This window comes from Allomuricauda sp. MMSF_3307, assembly GCF_030733585.1.
GTDB lineage: Bacteria > Bacteroidota > Bacteroidia > Flavobacteriales > Flavobacteriaceae > Flagellimonas.
Window position 1 is genome coordinate 239702 of sequence record NZ_JASHIQ010000003.1, and the last position, 21136, is coordinate 260837.

18 protein-coding genes are annotated in these 21136 nt (G+C 44.3%); 6 read left to right on the plus strand and 12 right to left on the minus strand.

Translation table 11 applies throughout. The features are described from left to right. The first annotated feature begins 73 nt into the window (after positions 1-73). Positions 74-613 (plus strand): RNA methyltransferase, encoded by a 540-nt coding sequence (locus RBB12_RS09400; RefSeq protein WP_306013662.1) that lies wholly within the window; start codon positions 74-76, stop codon positions 611-613. A 115-nt stretch (positions 614-728) separates the two neighbouring features. Here the strand turns inward: RBB12_RS09400 and folK are convergent, their stop codons facing one another. Next, positions 729-1874 carry a 2-amino-4-hydroxy-6-hydroxymethyldihydropteridine diphosphokinase gene (folK, locus tag RBB12_RS09405; protein ID WP_306013661.1) on the minus strand — a complete coding sequence of 382 codons (1146 nt, stop codon included), beginning with the start codon at positions 1872-1874 and terminating at the stop codon, positions 729-731. A gap of 70 nt (positions 1875-1944) precedes the next feature. Here folK and sppA point away from each other — a divergent pair, with 70 nt between their 5' ends. From sppA to RBB12_RS09420, 3 genes are read left to right on the plus strand one after another with little or no spacing between them, the layout of a single operon-like run. Continuing rightward, positions 1945-3705 (plus strand): signal peptide peptidase SppA, encoded by a 1761-nt coding sequence (sppA, locus tag RBB12_RS09410; RefSeq protein WP_306013660.1) that lies wholly within the window; start codon positions 1945-1947, stop codon positions 3703-3705. A 37-nt stretch (positions 3706-3742) separates the two neighbouring features. Next, positions 3743-4450, plus strand: coding sequence for a queuosine precursor transporter (locus RBB12_RS09415; protein WP_306013659.1), 708 nt, complete (start codon positions 3743-3745; stop codon positions 4448-4450). A 35-nt stretch (positions 4451-4485) separates the two neighbouring features. After that, on the plus strand, positions 4486-7194 hold the full coding sequence (locus RBB12_RS09420; RefSeq protein ID WP_306013658.1) for an AsmA-like C-terminal region-containing protein: 2709 nt from the start codon (positions 4486-4488) through the stop codon (positions 7192-7194). 156 nt (positions 7195-7350) lie between these two features. On the opposite strand, the gene RBB12_RS09425 is transcribed toward RBB12_RS09420, so the two are convergent. From RBB12_RS09425 to RBB12_RS09440, 4 genes are all read right to left on the minus strand, one after another. Further along, positions 7351-8118, minus strand: coding sequence for a DUF6090 family protein (locus tag RBB12_RS09425; RefSeq protein WP_306013656.1), 768 nt, complete (start codon positions 8116-8118; stop codon positions 7351-7353). Positions 8119-8161: 43 nt separating this feature from the next. After that, positions 8162-9496 carry a YfcC family protein gene (locus RBB12_RS09430; RefSeq protein ID WP_306013654.1) on the minus strand — a complete coding sequence of 445 codons (1335 nt, stop codon included), beginning with the start codon at positions 9494-9496 and terminating at the stop codon, positions 8162-8164. A 94-nt stretch (positions 9497-9590) separates the two neighbouring features. Continuing rightward, entirely contained in the window at positions 9591-10862 is a 1272-nt protein-coding gene (locus RBB12_RS09435) for an APC family permease (RefSeq protein ID WP_306013652.1), read from the minus strand. 22 nt (positions 10863-10884) lie between these two features. Continuing rightward, a complete protein-coding gene (locus tag RBB12_RS09440; protein ID WP_306013650.1) occupies positions 10885-11679 on the minus strand; it encodes a DUF2797 domain-containing protein in 795 nt (264 codons plus the stop codon). A gap of 97 nt (positions 11680-11776) precedes the next feature. Between RBB12_RS09440 and RBB12_RS09445 the strand changes: the two genes are divergently transcribed. Then, complete coding sequence (locus RBB12_RS09445) at positions 11777-13291, plus strand: GH3 auxin-responsive promoter family protein (protein WP_293283267.1); 1515 nt, start codon at positions 11777-11779, stop codon at positions 13289-13291. Between the two features lie 172 nt (positions 13292-13463). Beyond that, entirely contained in the window at positions 13464-14003 is a 540-nt protein-coding gene (locus RBB12_RS09450) for a hypothetical protein (RefSeq protein ID WP_293283269.1), read from the plus strand. Here the strand turns inward: RBB12_RS09450 and clpX are convergent. The 7 genes from clpX to RBB12_RS09485 form a co-directional block, all read right to left on the minus strand. Continuing rightward, positions 14000-15235, minus strand: a complete 1236-nt coding sequence (clpX, locus tag RBB12_RS09455; protein ID WP_179385296.1) for an ATP-dependent Clp protease ATP-binding subunit ClpX — start codon at positions 15233-15235, stop codon at positions 14000-14002. The two genes, RBB12_RS09450 and clpX, sit on opposite strands and share 4 nt — an antisense overlap. 85 nt (positions 15236-15320) lie before the next feature. Then, positions 15321-16001: an ATP-dependent Clp endopeptidase proteolytic subunit ClpP gene (gene clpP, locus RBB12_RS09460; RefSeq protein WP_179385295.1), complete on the minus strand. Its 681-nt coding sequence runs from the start codon at positions 15999-16001 to the stop codon at positions 15321-15323. Positions 16002-16091: 90 nt separating this feature from the next. Further along, positions 16092-17414: a trigger factor gene (gene tig / locus RBB12_RS09465; RefSeq protein WP_293283272.1), complete on the minus strand. Its 1323-nt coding sequence runs from the start codon at positions 17412-17414 to the stop codon at positions 16092-16094. 98 nt (positions 17415-17512) lie between these two features. Then, entirely contained in the window at positions 17513-17857 is a 345-nt protein-coding gene (locus RBB12_RS09470; protein WP_179385293.1) for a phage holin family protein, read from the minus strand. A gap of 77 nt (positions 17858-17934) precedes the next feature. Then, a complete protein-coding gene (locus tag RBB12_RS09475) occupies positions 17935-19437 on the minus strand; it encodes a G-D-S-L family lipolytic protein (RefSeq protein WP_306013649.1) in 1503 nt (500 codons plus the stop codon). A 135-nt stretch (positions 19438-19572) separates the two neighbouring features. Next, positions 19573-20346, minus strand: coding sequence for an alpha/beta fold hydrolase (locus RBB12_RS09480; protein ID WP_306013648.1), 774 nt, complete (start codon positions 20344-20346; stop codon positions 19573-19575). Positions 20347-20392: 46 nt separating this feature from the next. Continuing rightward, positions 20393-21109, minus strand: a complete 717-nt coding sequence (locus RBB12_RS09485) for a pyridoxine 5'-phosphate synthase (RefSeq protein ID WP_306013647.1) — start codon at positions 21107-21109, stop codon at positions 20393-20395. Between the last annotated feature and the right edge of the window lie 27 nt (positions 21110-21136).

Genomic DNA, 21136 nt, shown 5'->3' on the forward strand with positions numbered 1-21136 from the left:
GCTGCAAACGAATATATAGTTTTCATCAGCCATCAAAAATTTTTGTTGATATTTTGACCCCAATGTTTAAAAAATGAGTCGAAAACTGGAAAATAGTGAGTTAGATCGGTTGGATGTGGATGGTTTCAAGGAAGCAAAAAAATCACCCATCATCATCATTTTGGACAATATCCGAAGTTTGAACAATATTGGCTCCGTATTCCGAACGGCCGATGCCTTTTTGGTCCAAAAGATCTATCTCTGCGGGATTACGGCCACCCCACCGCACAAAGATATTCGCAAAACGGCCTTGGGCGCCACCGAAAGCGTGGATTGGGAATACCGAAAGGACACTGTGGAGGTGGTGCAGGAACTTAAACAACAAGGAGTACAAACTGTTGCAGTGGAGCAGGCGGAGAATGCTGTTATGTTGAACGATTTTGAGGTTGGCGCAATGAAAACCATTGCTTTGATTTTTGGAAATGAGGTGAAGGGGGTTTCACAGGAAGTGGTCAACGCTAGCGATACCGTTTTGGAAATTCCCCAGTTCGGGACCAAACATTCCCTGAATATTTCCGTGAGCGCGGGGGTAGTGGTATGGGATTTATGGTCCAAACAAAATGCCAAAAAATAAAAAAGGCCCTGCAAAACAGGGCCCTATGTAAAGTCTGAGTTAGTTAGTTTCTCAATTTGAGGGTGCTAATAAAATAAAACCATTCGTTATATCCAAACATTTTCTAAAAATTCTCTTAAAAGTTTGAGGAAAGGATGTGATCTTCCAGTTTTTGTATGATGAATTCGTAATCCTCGGGATGGCTAACAAAGTCGAGTTCGCCCACATCCAGAATAATACTGTTCTGTGTGGGGTTACTTTTGATAAAATCCAAATACCCACGATTGATCTTTTCCAAATATTCAGGGGCAATGTTTTGTTCATAATCGCGCCCCCTTTTCTTGATATTGGCCAACAACCGTTCGGTATTTTGGTAGAGATAGAGATAAATTTCAGGCTTTTTCACCTCCTTGTACATAAAACTAAAAACCTTTCGGTATAGGTTAAACTCCTCTTTTTGTAGGGTGACCTTGGCGAAAATCAGCGATTTGAAAATATCGTAGTCGCTTACCATAAAATTCTTGAAAAGGTCGAACTGGGAGGTGTCATCCATAAACTGTTGATACCTATCCGCCAAAAAGGACATTTCCAAAGGAAAGGCATAGCGCGCTTGGTCCTCGTAGAATTTGGGCAAAAAAGGGTTGTCCGCAAAGCGTTCCAACACCAATTTGGCGTTGAAGTCATCCGAGATCATCTTGGACAAGGTGGTTTTTCCGGCACCAATATTGCCTTCTATGGCGATGAGCTGTAGTTGTGAAAACAGCCCCGACCTATCCTTGAACAGTTTGTGCTTTGTTTTGGTGAATTGGCTTCGATCACTACATTCTTGCAATAGGTTCCGCGTATCCTTGGACAGCACGGGGTGGTAAAACTGCGGAGCAATATCGGCCAAAGGTTTTAGAACAAAGTTCCGGTGCTGCATGTGGGGGTGGGGAACCACCAGATCATCATGGTTGATGACCTTCGACCCGTAATAAATAATGTCAATATCCAGTGTGCGGGAGCGGTACCCACCGCCTTCATTTCGGATTCGACCGAAATCCCGTTCAATCTGTAAAATGGTATCCAGTAATTCCTTGGGGGGCAAGGGAGTCAAAACGGAAATGACAATGTTCAGGAAAGGGTCCCCATCGAATCCGACCGCCGGGTTTTCATAAACGGAGGAAATATCCAAGATCGATCCTGCCTTTTGCCGAATGCGAAAAATGGCCTTTTGGAGGTTCGCATGCCGATTTCCCAAATTGCTTCCCAATGAAAGATATACCTTTTGCTTTCTGCCCATAATCGAAGAAACAAAGTAAACAAAACATTCCTACATTGGTTATCTTTGATACGTATTAAATTTTTATTGCATGAAGTTTTTAAGAAACCTACTTGCCTCAATTTTGGGGAGCTTAATGGCCTTTATGATCATTGTGGGCATGTTCTTTATTTTTATGGCCTTGGTGGGCAGTGCGGATGATGGTGTTGTGGTCAAACGCAACTCGGTGTTGGAGATCAGTTTTATAACACCGATTTTGGATTACACGGGAAAGGATGCGAACGATCCCTTTGCCGAACTTTGGACAGCGGAGCTGGGATTGGATGAAATCCTACATGCCATAGAAGTGGCCAAAAGCGATGACCATATTGAGGGCATAAGCATCACCACTGGATTTCTACAGGCAGGAATGGCCCAAGCCCGTGAAATACGCAACGCCCTAATCGATTTTAAATCTTCCGGAAAGTTCGTGGTGGCACATGCCGATGTGTATGCGCAGCGCGACTATTACTTGGCCAGCGCGGCAGATGAGGTGTACATTAATCCGGTGGGTGCGATGGATTTTAAGGGATTGGCCACCGAAGTGCTTTTTTATAAGGAATTACAGGAAAAATCGGGAATCAAAATGGAGGTCATACGCCATGGAAAGTACAAAAGTGCGGTAGAGCCCTTTTTGTCCGACACCATGAGTGAGGAAAACCGTGCCCAGATAAAAGAGCTCATTTCTTCCATTTGGAACGTGATGGTCGACGATATTTCAGAATCCAGAAACCTCTCGCCCCAAGACCTCAACCAAATAGCCGATACTCTTGGAGGGCGTACCCCTGAATATGCCGTCGCTTCCGGTCTCGTGGACGGCGCACTGTACTTTGATGAATACGAAGACCTGATGAGGGAGAAAATCGGACTTTCCAAAGATGAGGACGTGGAATATGTTGGGTTGAGGGATTACATACAAAAGGCCAACAAACAGAAAATCCGTACAGGTTCCGATAAAATTGCCATTATTTATGCCCAGGGAGAGATTTTGGGAGGCGAAGGCGGAAAGGATTATGTTGGGCAAGGACTTATCGTGGATGCCCTCCACAAAGCAGTGGACAATGAGAGTGTAAAGGCGATTGTGCTCCGTGTGGACTCTCCCGGTGGAAGTGCTCTCGTTTCCGATATCATTTGGAGAGAAATGCAATTGGCCAAACGAAAGAAGCCTGTGGTGGTCTCATTTGGAACCATTGCGGCCTCTGGAGGATATTATATTGGCGTAGGAGGGGACAAAATTTTTGCAGAGCCTACGACCATTACCGGATCTATAGGGGTTTTTGGAACTATTCCGAACGTCAACCAATTGGCGGAAAACATTGGTATCAATGCCGAGCAGGTAGGTACCAACAAAAATTCAGTGGATTATTCCTTTTTTGAGCCCATGACGGATACCTTTAGGCAGGTCCTTGAAGAGAGTATCGAAGAGACCTATCAAACCTTTTTGGACCGTGTGTCCAAAGGCCGCAATATGACGGTGGAGCAGGTGGACCAAGTGGCACAGGGCAGGGTTTGGAGCGGAACGGATGCCAAGGCGCTTGGCTTGGTGGATGAATTGGGAAGTTTGGACGATGCGGTCAAAGCCGCGGCAGAAATGGCTGGTCTGGAATCCTACGGGCTGCGCAAGTATCCTAAATACAAATCCGATTTTGAGCTGTTCATGGAAGATTTTGGTTCGGCAAAGACCAAAATCGGGGAATCCATCATACAGGAAGAAATTGGAACCGAGGCCTACCAAGTTTTAAAGGAGTTCAAACAATTTACCAAACAAGAAGGCATTCAGGCCAAGATGCCCTTCAGTTTAAACATAAAGTAGATTTTCCAACCAAGGCTTAAGGGCTTTTCAACCACATATGACGCAAAAGGACAAGAAGTTAGCATTTTCCATATATCTGTATCTCGGGGCGCTGTTCATTACCTCACTGGTGGTGTCCAACCTTATTTTTCAAAAGTTTTTCTCGTGGAGCCCTTTTGGGGATGTGGAGGTATTTGGAGCTCCGCTTTTTGAACTTTCGGTGGGTATTTTGCCGTATCCCATTACCTTTTTGATCACCGATTTAATCTCCGAGATATACGGCCAAAAAAAGGCCAATCAAGTGGTGACCGCAGGTATTTTTGCCTCGTTCTTCTCTATGGCCATTATTTTGGTGGCCAACTATTCCTTGGCCATTCCATCATCCCCGGTCGATGATATCACCTTTACCACGGTCTTTGGGCTATCGCCATTGGGCGTTTTGGCTTCCATGCTGGCTTATCTGGGCGCACAGTATATCGATATTACCATTTATCACTTCTGGAAGAGGCTTACCAATGGTCGCATGCTTTGGCTGCGGAACAACTTCTCTACATTTTCCTCCCAATTTATAGACACGTTCACGGTGGTTGGGCTGTTATGCCTTTTTGGCGTGTTGCCGTGGGACAAGTTTTATGGACTGCTGATCAGTGGTTTTATTTTCAAGGTAATGATTGCCATTCTCGACACCCCTTTGCTCTATTTTTTCGTATATCTGATGCGAAAAAGATTTAACTTAAATATAGGGGAAGAAATTTCTTTGGATTGATACTTCTCCTTTAATTTGTTGTAAAACACCGAAGTATGAAGAAAAAAGTCCTAAAGATTACCTCCATAACCCTACTTGTGCTACTAGCGATTATTATCGCCGTTCCCCTGTTTCTTCAAGGCAAAATTGAGGAAATCATCAAAACAAAAGTCAACAATAGCATCAACGCCACTTTTGACTTTGAGGATGCTGATCTGAGTTTGCTCCGAAGCTTTCCGGACGCGAATGTAAAGCTCACCAATTTATCATTGGTCAACAAGGCTCCGTTTGAGGGCGATACCTTGTTTGCCTCATCGGAAATAGCACTTTCCATGTCCATCAAGGAGCTGTTCAAATCTGCGGAAGAGCCTATTGAGATCAAAACACTGAACATCGATGGCGCAAAATTGCTCATCAAAGCAGATAAGGAAGGCAATGCCAATTATGATATTGCCAAGGAAAGCGGAGGGTCCACCACGGCTACCACAGAAGCATCCGGTGACAATTTTACGTTGAACCTGAACTCCTACGCCATTTCCAATGCAGAAATCGTCTACTGGGACATGGCCAGCGGGATCCGATTGGAAATCTTGGAGATGAACCACTCGGGAACGGGGGACCTCTCTTTGGAGCAATCGGAGCTCAAAACTCTTACTGATGCTTTAGTGTCCTTTGAAATGGACAGTACCCAATACTTGAACAGGAACAAAATCAATTTGGATGCCTTGATCGGTATCGATCTCACCGAAAACAAGTATACTTTTTTGGAGAACAAGGCCTTGGTAAACCAGTTGCCCTTGGTATTCGAGGGCTTTGTAAAGGTCAACGAAGACAATCAGGAGGTGGACATTACTTTTGAAACACCTTCTTCCGACTTTAAGAACTTTTTGGCGGTGATTCCTGAGGCGTATGCGGCGAACATCGAAACCGTGCAGACGACAGGTAATTTTGAGGTGAACGGCCAATTTAAAGGGGTAGTGGACGATGCGCATATCCCGACCTTCAAAATTGCCATCAATTCGGAGAATGCATCCTTCAAATATCCCGATTTGCCCAAATCGGTTCGCAATGTGTACATCGATACGGAGATCAATAACGAAACAGGAATCACGGAAGATACCTATGTGGATATTAACCGTCTGTCTTTCCTGATAGACGAGGACAAATTCAATTTGAACGCCAATATCCGCGAGTTGTTGGGCAATACCAAAGTGAACGCCCACATGGACGGAAGAATCAATTTGGCCAATATTTCGCAGGCCTATCCCGTACCCGAAGATTTCAATTTAAAGGGCATTCTGAATGCGGACATTACCACGGCCTTCGATATGGCCTCTTTGGAGAACAAGCAATACCAGAATACCAGAACAACGGGAAAGGCGTCCCTTTCCGGATTTGAATATGCGTCAGAGGAACTTAAAAATCCTGTGACCATTAACACTGCGGCCGTGTCCTTTAATCCGGACAAGGTCTCCTTGGATTCCTTTACAGGTAAAACGGGCAGCACTGATTTTGAGGCCAAGGGAACATTGACCAATTTGTTGGGCTTTATGTTCAACGATGAGAATGTGGAAGGAAACTTTACCTTGAACTCCAATAGGTTTGCCTTGAACGATTTTATGATGGAGGAAACCGCGGATAATACGGAACCTGAAAACGGGGAAAAGGAGACGGGTTCAACCACAACAGGGGAGGAGCGCATCAAAATACCGTCGTTTTTGGATTGTACCATCGATGCCGCTGCGAACACCGTAGTTTATGATAACCTGAATCTGAAGAACGTCAAAGGAACCTTGATCATCAAGGATGAGACGGCAACGGTAAAAAACTTGACTTCCGATTTGTTCGGGGGTACCTTGGGGCTTTCAGGATCCGTTTCCACCAAACAAGAAACCGCTACCTTTGATATGAACCTGGGCATGAACAACTTTAACATTGGGGAGTCCTTTGCAGGGTTGGAATTATTGAAAACCTTGACTCCTTTGGCCACGGCAATTCAGGGTAAATTGAACTCGGATATTAAGATTTCGGGGAACTTGAAGGATGACTTTACGCCAAACTTGGCCACCATATCAGGTAATTTGCTGGCAGAACTGCTTTCCCCAAAATTGGATGCCGAAAAGGCACCCTTGGTTTCGGCATTGGACAGTAAACTCAACTTTTTGGACACCAAGGAAATCAATTTAGATGGACTAAAAACGGCATTGACCTTTGATAATGGAATGGTTAAAGTGAAGCCTTTCACCCTTACGTATAAAGACATCGCCATTGATGTGAACGGTAGCCACTCCTTTGACAAGCAAATGGATTACGCCGCAACCCTGAACGTGCCCGCCAAATATTTGGGCTCGGAGGTAAATAAGCTCATCGCACAATTGAACGACCAGAGTTTGGGAGAGGTCACCGTTCCCGTAACGGCTAACATTGGAGGGAACTTCACCAATCCATCCGTGAGCACCGACCTGTCATCCAGTGTAAAAACCTTGACTACCAAATTGGTGGAGATGCAAAAGCAGAAATTGATAGGTCAGGGTAAGGAAAAAGCCAAAGACCTATTGTCCGATGTCTTTAAAAAGGACGAATCCGATACCACCAACACTAAAAACGATGGGGTAAAGGATGTCATCGGCAATATTTTAGGCGGAAAAAAGGACACCACCACAACGGATTCTACAAAAGCCAAACAGGGTGATGAGGTAAAGGATGCTGCCAAATCCATTTTGGGCGGACTCCTCAAGAAAAAGAAAAAGGATACGGTTAATTAAAGCAAGTAGGCCATCTAAAAGCGGATTAAATGTCAGTTCGAGCGCAGTCGAGAACTTAGCATATACGGGTAATCAATGGGTTTCGCCTGCCTCTCTGCCACAGGCTGACGCTCAACCTGACAAAATTCAGACATTGCCGATTTTTAGCCAGCTTTTTTATGGGTTGATTTCGCTATCAATGGTTTTCAAAATCTCATCTATACTTTGCATCAAAGGATTGTAATGCACAGTTTCCGTTTTGATACTGGTGAGGATGAACATGAGCATATTGTTCTCAAATTCTTTTGACATTAGCAGGTTCCGGTTGCTTGTCCGGTCCGAACTTGGGGGAATCCCCAATTCATCGGAGACCCCAGTGAGGTCATACAGCGTTTTGATGCTGTTTTCTTCGCTTCGGAACATATCGAGTATCTTGTCCCGTTCATTGGCCAGCATCATTTCTTGTTTGGATATGTCCTCGATGTTGGAAATCCAATTGGTCAAGAGGATGCGCAGGCGCGGATTGGCAATATCCTTTAAACTTCCCGAATTGATCATTTCCATCAAAAGGGAATTGTTGGGGTTGAACGAAATATCGAAGGCCAAGGCATTGTAGAGCAAATTGGCGAGCTCCTGCTCATTGGGGAGGTTCTCCGGGTCGACCATATAGACCAAGATTTTCTTAGAATCCTCATAGCTTTGCCTGTTGAAGGATATGAGTTCTCTTAATTTGGTCTGACTGGTCTCGAACTCATCTCGGAGTCCCATGAGGTAAATTTGCTCCTTTTCCCGTTTGATGCTTTGTTCATTGGCATTGTCGATGGCGAGTGCGATCAAAATTCCGATGACGACCAACACGATTTCACCAATGGCATACAGCAAGTAGTTGCTGACCTTTTTATCCGCAATGGATTTCTTTCGTATTCTTCTAAAGACTTTGAGCATGATCTGGTAAAAAACAGTGTCTAATCTACAAAAATGATGGTTATTAGTGATATCCTAAAAAAACGGCAGCAACAATGGCAATGGCACCGATGAGGAGTACTAACAGCGTGGGTTTTATGGCAAATTTGAACCATGTATTATAGGGTATTTTTGCTATTGCGATTACGGCCATCAGTGCTCCATTGGTAGGAACGATCATATCGCCCATTATAGCGCCATATTGAAAGGCCAAAACACATATCTGTCTGGAAAGCCCGACCAAGTCGGATAGCGGGACCAATATGGGCAAGGTCAAAATGGCCTGCCCAGAATAGCTGGGCACTGGAAAATGCAAAAGGACATGTGAAATCATCATTAGTACTCCCGAGACAGCGGGAGAGAAACCCTGCAAGGGACCAAATAGGACTTTAACAATAGTATCCATGATCATTCCTTGCGTCAATAAAATTGAAATACTGTTGGCCAAACCAAGTATGATGCAGGCAAATACCATTTCTTTCATTCCTTCAATATAGGTTTCACCCGTTTTGTTCCATCCCATTTTTGCAATGAGGCCGGAGAGGATGCCAAGGGCAAAAAAACAGGCGGACACCTCACTAAACCCCCAATCAAACTGAACTATGCCAATAATTACAATCGAAAACGTAAGACCCAATAACAGCAGTATTGCTTTATTACGACCACCCATGGTTTTGTTCTGGGTTGGCATTTGTATTTTTTTGATCCTATGTTTTTTGGCATAATAAAGAAGATATAGAATCCAAACCAAGGATGCACCTAAAAGTACGACCAGTCTAAAGGAACTGCCCGAAAGTAGGGGCAAAGCAGCTTCTTTTTGTGCCAAAAGAACCCCAAAAGGATTGGATGGGCTAAATGAACTGCCCACCACGGATGAGCCGTAACTGGCAAATATCATGGTGAATGAATTGTACCCCAAACTTTTGCCGAACAATAAAAGTATAGGGGTCATAGCAACGACTTCCTCCTGTAGCCCAATAGTGACACCACCAGTGATGAATAGGATGGCTACGGTCAAAAGTGCCAAATCCTCCCTTCCTTTTAAGGAAGAAACCAGTTTTACCAAACTATGGTTAAAGGTTTCCGTTTTTTCAATGAGGTAAAAACAGCCACCTATCAACAGGATAAGAACGATGAGTTCAGCTCTTTCGGCAATACCTTTGGGAATGGAGACCAGAAAATCAAGAAAGGAAGGGCTACTGGAGTCGATTTGCGTGTAGGAGTCGCTTACTACCCGAATCATCCCAGTTTCAGCGTCGACAATTCTCTCATAACTTCCTTGGGGAATCAAATAGGTAAATACCCAACTTAAAAGTATTACACCCAATAGAATGACAAATGCATTTGGGAATTTTTTCATTTAAGCTGGTTTTTGGTTTGGTGGTAATGGATAAAGTACTGAAAATAAGCTTTTTTGTCGAGTTTTGGCAGAAATATACGTTTTGGAACAAATTTTATTCCTCGTTCATTTTATAGAAATACTCAATCAAAAAGCAGCCACCAATGATAGAGAGAGCGACGATGACCCCCATTTTGTTGCTTTCAAATTGCTGTTGAAGCAGGACAACCATCGCAATAAGACATAAGATGAACCCGGTCAATGGGATGCCCTTCCGGCTTGCGGTATGTTTTGATAGCTTAAAGCCCACATAGTTTACCATAGCAAATACCAAAAGAAAACCAACGCTCCCCGCAGTAGAAATGCTTTCCAATTCTAAGGTGTTTGTGAGCAACAAGGTAAGACCTGCGGTAATCAATAATCCAATGGGTTGGTTCCAAAGTTGGTAGGTGAATTGATGTGGGAGCTCATCTTCCTCGGCAATTTCATAACTCACCCGACTTCCTCCATAGATTGAGGCGTTGATTGCAGAGAAGGTGGAAATCATGGCGGCAATGGTAATGATAGTGAATCCGGTCTGCCCCAGCATAGGCTTGGCAGCTTCTGCCAAAACATAGTCCTCGGCCGTTTTGATTTGATCAAAAGGCAGCGAACCTACTGTGACCACTGCAATAATGATATAGAGTAATACCACAAAAATAATTGCGATATAATAAGCTCGTGGAATATTTTTATCCGGGTTTTCAATGTCGGGGGCAGAGTTGGCAATCAATTCAAAACCTTCATAGGCCACAAATATAACCATACCTCCGGTAAGCAATTGCAGCGGTGCCTCCCAATTCTCCGGTGACAATTGGTCCAGATTGGGGTTTCCCATCAGACCGTACAGTCCAATGCCGATGAAGGCTATAAGAATCACCAGTTTAATGATAACTGCGTAAGATTCTATCATGCCAACAACCTTAATGCTGTAATAATTGATAATGGCCGCCAATAGGATGATACCACTGGCGTAAAGGTGGAAATCCAGTTCGCCTCCCGTGATGGGGAGCAGATTTGGCGCATAAGATCCAAATGCCGATGCATAAAGCGAGAGCATAATGATATAGCTTACCCATAAAAGGTTGTTAATGCCCCCACTGAATATCGTCTTCCCAAAACCTTGGGTGATAAACTTTACCGTTCCGCCCCTGTCCGCATATTTTTTGGAAAGCTGCACATAACTATAAGATGTGATTAGGGCCAAAATCCCAGCGAAGAGAAAGGCCAAGGGGGTGCCGCCTTTGGACAAATCCACAGCCAAACCCAAAACCGCAAAAATTCCACCACCCACCATACCACCTATTCCAATGGAAATCGCTTCGGTTAGTTTGATTTTTTGGCTCATTTTCTCTGGTTATGATCCAGTTTTATTTAAAATCTATCCCCACGTAGTATCCTTCACTTCCGCGCACATTAAAGACGGTGTTGTCCTCAAAAATAAGGTACTGTCCTTTAATGCCTTTGAGCACGCCTTTGTAACTTGGGGTTTTGTCCAAATTGAGGCTATTCACCTTTTCGGGATATTTTAGTACAGGAAATTCCATATGGGTTTCTTCCCTGTCATTTAAGAAATAATCCATGGCTTCGTCCGGTATACTGGACTTGAGTTTGTTCCGCCATTCCACGAGGTCTACATCCTCAATATCGTTTTGCAACATCTTTCTCCAGCTCGTCTTGTCGCTCACATGGTCTTTGAGCGCCACCTCGGTAATCCCGGCCAAATATCGATTGGGAACCTCCACAATCTCTATGGCTTCGTGGGCCCCTTGGTCGATCCATCGGGTGGGTACCTGTGATTTACGGGTCACCCCCACCTTAATGCTACTCGAGTTGGCCAAATACACGATGTGCGGTTGAAGCTGCATTTTTTTCTCGTACTCCAAATCACGGTCTTCTTCGCCCAAGTGGGCCTTGCTCAGTTCGGGCTTCATGATCCAATCCCCGGCTCGGGGCGTTTCAAAAAAGCAAGACTTACAGAAACCTTGCCGGTAGATGGGCCTGTCCTCCCCACAGTTCAAACATTGGAATTTGATGAAATCGATCTGCAGCTCCCTATCGAGCGCTTGGTTCATGTTGATAAAGTCGTTCTCAAAGATCAAAAAATATTGGATCGGGCTTCCCATTTCCGTTCGCATCTTTCGCAAGACTCCCTCGTATAGCATAGTAAAGTGAATGTGTTTATCTTATTTGAAAATCTATGTTAGAAAAGCTATTTTAGCAGTTGCACCAACCTTGTTTCTTTGGTTAAAGATACCTAAAATGCCAATACCATTATTCAATTCCATTGCTTCTTGGCTATTACGGAAGCGCTACCACCAAATAGAGCTTTTTTTAAAGTATCCGTTGGATGTTCAGGATGAGGTACTGCGTCAATTGTTGGACTTTTCCAAAGACACCATGATCGGTAAGCAATATGGTTACCAAGACCTGCCCAAGTACGAAGAGTTTAGGAACAGGGTGCCTATCGTAACCTATGAGGACATCGCTCCGCTCATCGAACGCACGCGTAGGGGAGAGCAGAACCTATTTTGGCCCACCTCTATTAAATGGTTTGCGAAGAGTAGTGGTACCACCAATGCCAAGAGCAAGTTTATCCCGGTAAGTACAGAAGCGTTGGAGGACTGTCATTATAAATCCAGCAAAGATTTACTTTGCCTGTATCTGAACAATAATGAAAACTCTCAATTGTTTACCGGCAAAAGTCTACGTCTGGGCGGGAGCAAGGAACTGTACGAGGATAATGGGACTTTCTTTGGAGACCTTTCAGCGATCTTAATCGATAATATGCCCCTTTGGGCCGAATACAGCAGTACTCCCAGCAACAAGGTCTCGTTGATGACCGAATGGGAAACCAAATTGGAGGCGATCATAGAGGAAAGCATACGGGAGAACGTTACCAGTTTGGCAGGAGTGCCTTCTTGGATGCTGGTGCTTTTGAATCAAGTACTTGAAAAAACAGGGAAAAACCATCTTTTTGAAGTTTGGGAAAACTTGGAAGTATACTTTCATGGAGGGGTGAGTTTTACGCCCTACAAAAACCAGTACAAAAAGTTGTTGCCCCGCAAAAGGTTCAACTTTTATGAGACTTACAATGCCTCAGAAGGGTTTTTCGGGATTCAGGACCAGAACAATTCCGATGAATTATTGTTGATGTTGGACTATGGTATTTTTTATGAATTCATCCCCATGGGCCCCACAGGCGAAGGAGACCAGGCCATTCCATTGTGGGAGGTAGAGCTGGGGGTCAATTATGCCATGGTGATTACCACCAACGCCGGATTGTGGCGTTATAAAATTGGCGACACCATTCGATTCACTTCCAAAAATCCGTATCGTATCAAAATAACGGGCCGGACCAAGCACCATATCAACGTATTTGGTGAAGAACTGATCATTGAAAATGCAGAGGAAGCCTTAAAGCAGGTGTGTCTTAAAACCGAAGCGGAAATTATGGATTACACCGCAGCACCCATTTTTATGACAGATAAGGAAAAAGGCGCCCATGAATGGATCATCGAGTTCAGAAAACCACCTGCCGACATGGGGTATTTTACCGAAATGCTGGACAATGCACTCAAGGCCCTAAACTCCGACTACGAGGCCAAACGTTACAACAACATCACCCTAAAGATGCCCACGGTGCATGTGGCACGTGAAAACCTTTTCCATCACTGGCTTAAATCGCACAACAAACTGGGTGGGCAACACAAAATACCCAGACTTTCCAATGAGCGTGGTTGTATCGAAGAGTTGCTTCGAATGAACGTGCAATAGGTCATTCATCCAAGAAAAATGACAATCGTCCATAGTTTACGAAAACGTTTTCGTAAATTTGGCCCGTTCATCGTGGAAAGGTTTCTTTTGAACAAATAAAAGCGGATTTACTGCGTTATTTGATGAAATTCCCACCAACAAATCAATTTGTAAACACAAAACCATTAGAATCATGGCAGAAAAACTTGTTATTATTTCGGACATGTGGGGCGCTAAGAAGGGCCTCTGGATTACTTCTTATTTTGGCTACCTACAACAGTATTACAACATTGAATTTTACGATTGCCAACAGTTGGGCAACATCGATGTGGTCATTTCTTCCGAAGAAAATGTGCACAGGGCATTTGTTGATGGGGGTATAGATACTGCCGTTAGAAATTTATTGCGCAAGGAAAAGACGCCTGCGCATTACTTGGCATTTAGTATGGGAGGAAACATTGCTTACAAAGCCGCATTGAAAGGCTTGCCAGTGAAATCCTTAACAGCTATTTCAGCTACTAGAATCAGGTTTGAGGGTCAGAAGCCCAATACCGATTTGAATTTAATATTTGGAGAACGCGATGAATTTAGACCAGATGAAGATTGGATGGATGCTGTTGGGGCGGACATCAATGTAATCCCTAATTTTGGGCATCATCTGTATTCTGATGAAAAAATAATCTCCGACGTTTGTTTGGAGTTGTTGGAAAAAGTAACAAAAAAAGCAGTCTAGGAGACTGCTTTTAGTTTTTTCACGGTTTCGTAAGAGAGTTTTTTCTCGGCATATCCCTTGGTCACTTTGAACTCTGTTTCATCGCTGCTGGGCAGGGTGAACATGGCGTCGGTAAAGATGGCTTCGCATAGCGAGCGCAATCCTCGGGCTCCCAATTTGTATTCCACAGCCTTTTCTACGATGTAGTCCAGTGCTTGGTCCGTTATCGAAAACTCGATATCGTCCATGGCAAACAACTTTTCGTACTGTTTGATGATGGCGTTCTTGGGCTCCGTTAAAATGGCGCGCAATGTTTTGGCATCCAAAGGATTCATATGGGTCAGTACGGGCAACCTCCCTATGATTTCAGGGATGAGGCCAAACTCTTTCAAGTCCTTCGGGATAATGTATTGCAGGATATTTTCCTGGTCGAGATTTTCCTCGGCTTTGGAAGCGCTGTAGCCCACTGCTTGCATGTTCAAGCGTTTGGTGATGATGCGCTCGATGCCATCAAAGGCACCCCCAGCCACGAAAAGGATATTCTCGGTATTGACTTCAATGAATTTTTGGTCCGGGTGCTTGCGCCCTCCTTTTGGCGGTACGTTCACCGTGGTGCCTTCCAAAAGCTTCAACAGACCTTGCTGTACCCCTTCACCGGATACATCCCGGGTAATGGAAGGGTTGTCGCTCTTTCGTGCAATCTTATCGATCTCGTCAATGAAAACGATACCACGCTCCGCCTTCTCTAAATTGTAATCCGCAGCCTGCAACAGTCGGGTAAGAATACTTTCCACATCTTCGCCCACATAACCGGCCTCGGTCAAAACGGTCGCATCCACAATGGCCAAGGGAACGTTCAGCATCTTGGCGATGGTTTTGGCGATAAGGGTCTTCCCTGTACCAGTCTGCCCAACCATAATGATGTTGCTCTTTTGGATTTCGATATCCTCTTCCTTGCCCTTGGGCTGCAACAATCTCTTGTAGTGGTTGTACACCGCTACGGACATTACTTTTTTGGTTCGTTCCTGTCCAATCACAAAGGTGTCCAAGAAATCGTGTATCTCGATAGGTTTTTTTAAGACCAGTTCGGAGGAGAGATCTTGGTTTTTGGATTGTTTGGACTCTTCGGCTACAATGCTATGGGCCTGTTCTATGCATCTATCGCAAATATGCGCATCAAGGCCGGCAATCAATAAATTGGTTTCCGGCTTTTTTCTACCACAAAAAGAACATTCCAAGTTTTCTTTTGCCATATATTCTAATCTTCAACCAACAATAACGCAAAAAAAATGGATTTGTTCTGCCTTAAGTGGTTGTTTTTTAATCAATTGGTTTTACTTATGACTTTTCCCTGACCAATATTTCGTCGATCATGCCATATTCCTTGGCCTCTGGTGCCTTCATCCAGTAATCACGGTCACTGTCTTCGTACACTTTGTCAAACGACTGTCCTGAGTGCTTGGAAATGATCTCGTAAAGCTCATTTTTGATTTTAAGCACCTCTTGTGCCGCAATTTCAATATCGCTTGCTTGGCCTTGTGCCCCGGAAAGTGGCTGATGGATCATGACCCTGGAATGTGGCAATCCACTTCGCTTTCCTTCCTGTCCTGCACATAAAAGCACTGCGGCCATCGAGGCGGCAATACCTGTACAAATGGTGGCGACGTCGGGTTTGATGAACTGCATGGTATCGTAAATGCCCAAACCGGCATACACGCTTCCACCTGGGGAGTTGATGTAGATTTGAATGTCCTTGGAGGCATCAGCGCTTTCCAAGAAAAGCAACTGCGCCTGGACAATATTTGCTACCTGATCGTTGATTCCTGTGCCCATAAAAATGATGCGGTCCATCATCAATCTGGAGAAAACGTCCATTGCCACGGCGTTCAACTGTCGCTCTTCGATGATGTTGGGCGTCATGTTCATGGGATACATGGTGCTCAAGAGCTTATCATAGTACATACTGTTGATACCATGATGTTGGGTAGCGTATTTTTTGAATTCTTTTCCGTAATCCATAGGATTTGATTCGATTTATCTTAAAAAAAAGGTGCCGAAAAACTGGCTTTCCGGCACCGTAAAGATACTTAATTTTCTTTTAGCGAAGCCTTAGCTGTATGCTTCCTTGATGAAGTCGTCATAAGAGACTTCCTTCACCTTTAGGTTGGCCTTTTCCTTATAAAGGTCCAAAAGCTTTTGGCTCATCAACTGCTCCGAAAGACGTTTTACCTCGTCTTGGTTGCTCATGACCCTTGCTGCCACGCTCTCCAATTCCTCTTCTTTCGGGTCCATGTGGCCATATTGTGCCATTTGGGATTTGATGAATCCTTTGGCAAATTCCTTCAATTCGTCAAACTGTACCTGAAGCTCGTTTTCTTGAATGATCTTCCCTTCGATCAATTGGTAACGAAGTCCTTGTTCGGATTTTTCAAACTCCTCTTTGGCCTCGTCCTCTGTCAATGGGTTTTCGCCACTGATCTGAATCCATTTCTTCAAAAATTCCGCAGGAAGGTCAAATTTGGTTTCCTCGATGAGTTTTTCCGTAATGTCGTTCAACAATTTTTGATCGGACTGTTGCTCAAATTGTTTTTCGGAATCCTCTTTGATCTTGTCCTTCAATTCTTTTTCTGAGGTTACTTTGCCTTCACCGAACAATTTATCAAAAAGTTCTTGGTTCAAGGCTGCTGGCTCCCTCTCGTTGATTTCCTCGATGGTGAAGCTAACATCCACTTTTAGGCCATCTGCCTTGTCACGGGCAATGCCCAATGCGCTGGATAATAGGTAGTCTTCCTTGAAAAGTCCTTTGGTGGAAAGCGTTACGGTATCTCCTACTTTTTTACCGGTGAGGGCATCAATGGCCTTTTTGCTTTTGATTTTGCCCATTTCGATAGTGGTCTTGTGGTCAATTTCCGCTTCCTCGTTGGCAAAGAAGCCTGTGATTTCATCGTTTTTGCCCACCTCTGTTTTGGAGATCAACTTACCGTATTGCTTTTGGATGCGCTCTACTTGCTCCTCGATCATTTTCTTGTCGGCTACGATTTTGTATTGGACCACTGGTTTTTTGGTCTTAAGATTGACCTCGAAACTAGGAGCCAATCCCAATTCAAATTCAAAATCCAAATTGTCCTTGTCCCAATCAAAATTATCCTGTTGCTTGGGCAGGGGATTGCCCAAAACATCCAATTTTTCCTCTGTGAGATATTTGTTCAGATTATCTTGTAGCAATTTGTTCACTTCGTCCACCAAAACAGCTTTGCCGTATTGCTTTTTGATGAGACCCATGGGAACCTGTCCTTTTCTGAAGCCAGGTATGTTGGCCTGTTTTCTATAATCCTTTAGGATTTTTTCTACTTTGTCCTGATAGTCTTCTTTGCTTATGGCAACCTTTACTACTGCATTAAGATCGTCAATCTGCTCTTTGGTTATATTCATTTCCTACCTATTTGCTTTCTAAAAATGGGATGCAAAAGTAACTCTTTTTTGTGTTGCTGCCAAGTTTTTAAACCACTGACTTTCAAACTGTACGAATTCTATTGGTCTTCTTTTAAAATCGAGTGCAAAATTGCCTGCAAAACGGCTAGCAAAAGGCTGAAGATGACCGCCCACCAGAAGCTCACTACCTGAAAGCCATCGATAAGATTGGCCGTTAATAAAATGATAATGGCGTTGATGACCAAAAGAAAGAGCCCTAGGGTAAGTATGGTGATGGGCAAGGTGAGGATGACCAATATGGGCTTTACCAAAAAATTGAGGAGGCTGAGCACCACGGCCACAATGATGGCGGTGAACATGGAATCCACTCCAACCCCGGGCAGTACATAACTGAGTATGACTACAGCCAAGGCATTTAATAAAAGGCGTAAGATGAGTTTCATAGGTTTGTTTTAGGTTGTTGCAATAAAAAAGGCACCGTGCTTTACGGTGCCTTTAAGATAAAGAAAATTATGTTTGTTTAGTCAATATATAGTCCAGTGTAGTCCAATGGATTAACACCGGGCAAGTTCGAATTGTACTTGGTGTTGATTGCTTCAATAAACGCATTGGCGATAATGGCATACCCGCGTGGTGCAGGGTGCACACCGTCCAATGAGAATCCTCCTCCCGTTGCAAAAGTGGCATCCACTACGCTTCCGTCCGCTTGTTGGAAGCCGTCTGTTCTAAGTTGGTTTAAAAGTGCATTGGCATCCACAAAGGCCAAATCGTATGCAGCGGCCAAACCGGCTATGGTCTGGTTGTACGAGTTCAAGGCGGTCTTTACGGTAGCTTGTTCTTCTGGCGTCAATACCCATTGGTCTGCCAAGGGGACTGCTACTCCATTGATGGACGTTGGGTTGTTGGGGTCGGCCAAGGTTCCGATAAAACTTCTTGATGTGAGCACCATTAAATCTTCTTCGGTCGCTTGTCTCATATTGATCAATGCTGGATTGAATGCTGTCAAGTCTGTCAAATCCTCGTCGATAATCACTACAGCATTTCCTTCACCAGCGGCAAAGGTGATCGTTCTTTTTTCCAGTTCCTCTTGTGTGATCAGGTTCAATTGTTGCAATTGAGCCAAACCTGCATTGTATGCGCCATAAGCTTCCGCGCTGTTCAAAAAGGCTGCGGTTGCCTCATCCAAAGGAATTGGATTGTGTGGCACTGTGGTAAAGTAAGGAATGTCGGTTACATCCGGTAAATTGGCGATGGCACCGCCCGCACCATTAGCGGTCATGGCCTGAAGCATGGCGTCCAGTGCTCCTGCAAACACGTTGGGGTCGGTAATATCGTTTCGGGAATAGGTGCTTGGATCAAGGTTTCCAGCTTGGTCCACACCTGTTCCTCCGCCAGTGGCATAAATCAAAATGTCATTAGCTCCTGCCCAAAGGGTGAAAAAGGTAGCTCCTTGAGCTGCCGCATCACCGATTACAGAGGCGGTTTCAGAGGAAGAAAATCGAGCGAAGTAGGGATTTGCAGTTCCCATGGCTACGCCTGATACACTACCGTATCCTGGTGCGAGCAGTTCGTAGCTTTTTGCACCTGGCACTCCCATATTATTGTATGAGCCGGATAGTTTGTTTGAAATTTCAGTGGAGCCTTGGCCTTCAACGGGCACAGGGCTTGGGCTTGCTCCCAAAAAGGATAAAATCAATCTGTTTCCTGCCACTTGATTACCGCCTAGCGTCATTCCTCCTAGGTTGTCGGCCATAAATGGAATATCAAAACTTCCTCCGCCTGCCAAGGCAAAATTGGAGGCCAGCATATTGGGAAAGGATGCTGTTTGACCATCAATAAAAAGGGCGTTGTCCGAGAATCCAGCTGTGAGGGAGTTTCCTATGGCTACGTAGTTGGAGAAATCCGCAGTTCCTGATGTATATTCCACTGGATCGGGACCAGCCGGTTCTGGCACTACGGTGTCCTCTTCACATGCTATCAAGAATAAGCCTAGAAATGGGAGAAAGGCATAAAACTTTTTCATATCAAAAAATCTGTTACAGTTAGTTTATGTTAATTTTTGGTAAGAACCAGAATTAACCAAATCTATATCAAATTTGTCATTCAGACAATTAAATGAATGAAAAAATTATGCATGCATAATAAAAACGGGTGGATTTTAGGAATTCAGAAAAGTAAAACTCTTTTCGTAAAACTGCTTGGGGTTTTCTGCATGCAGCCAATGCCCCGCTTTATCAATGGTTTCAATGGTTGCTTTTGGAAAGTGCCTTTTGATTTCGGCAAAGTCGTTTGGCTGGATATATTCGGAGCGATCACCTCGCAAAAATAGGGCAGGGCCATCGTATACTGCGCTACCTGATATGTTCTCGCCGATTTCCTCCATTCGGTCTTTGAGGACTTCAAAATTGAAACGGAAACCAAGCCTATCTTTTTTCACCCAATACAGGTTTTTGAGGAGGAATTGCCGTATGCCCTTTTCCTTGATATGTTTCGATAGTTCATCATCGGCCTCCCTGCGATCGGAAATTTTGTCAAAATTCAAATGGGAGAGTCCGCTAAAGATGAAGTCGTGATGTGGTGGGTAGAATTTTGGGGCAATATCGGCTACAATCAGTTTTTTTACCCTATCCGGATGCGAAGTGGCAAGCTGCATGGCGGTTTTTCCTCCCATGGAATGGCCAAGGACGTAGGCCGATGTGATGCTGTGTTGGTCCATGTAATGTACAACATCATCACTTAATACATCATAATTGAACTCGTCCGAGTGAAAGCTTTTTCCATGGTTTCGTTGGTCAATCAAATGTACCTCAAAGCCATTTTCGGAATATTGGGTGCCCAAGGTTTTCCAATTGTCGGACATGCCCAAAAAACCATGTAGAATAAGCAATGGCTGTCCCTCTCCTAGTATGTTTGAATGTAATAGTTCGCTCATGTAGTGTTTTTTTGTGTTTGAACCGATGCGTGTTTGGGTAGTTCCCTTATTTTAGTCGGTGCAAATACATATTGATGACATTTTCCAAGCCCAGATAAATGGATTCGCAGATCAAGGCATGCCCAATGGAAACCTCTAACAAATTTGGTATATGCTGTTTGAAGAACTGAATGTTGTCCAAGTTGAGGTCGTGCCCCGCATTGAGTCCCAGTCCTACCTTATGTGCCATTTCGGCTGCCTTTACAAAAGGTGCTATGCCGTTTTCCTTGTTGCCTTTGGCAAATTCGTGGGCAAAGCTTTCCGTGTAAAGTTCCACCCTGTCCGTCCCGGTGGCTGCGGCAGCTTCCACCATTTTTTCGTCGGGGTCCACAAAAATGGAGGTCCGAATGCCATTTGATTTGAAGGTTTGGATAACATCAACCAAAAAATCTTTGTGCTTTATCGTGTCCCAACCCGCATTGGAAGTGATGGCGTCTTCGGCATCGGGCACTAAGGTGACTTGTGTGGGTTTCACTTCGAGCACCAAATCGATAAATTTGGGAATGGGATTTCCTTCAATATTGAATTCCGTAGTGACCACCTCCTTCAAATCTCGTGCATCTTGGTAGCGGATATGGCGTTCGTCCGGTCGTGGATGAACAGTGATGCCCTGAGCTCCAAACGATTCTATATCCTTGGTGGAAGTAATCAGATTGGGAACATTGCCGCCCCTTGAGTTCCTTAAAGTAGCCAGTTTATTTATGTTGACGCTCAACTTTGTCATGTAGTTCTCTTTTAGATGGTCAAAAAT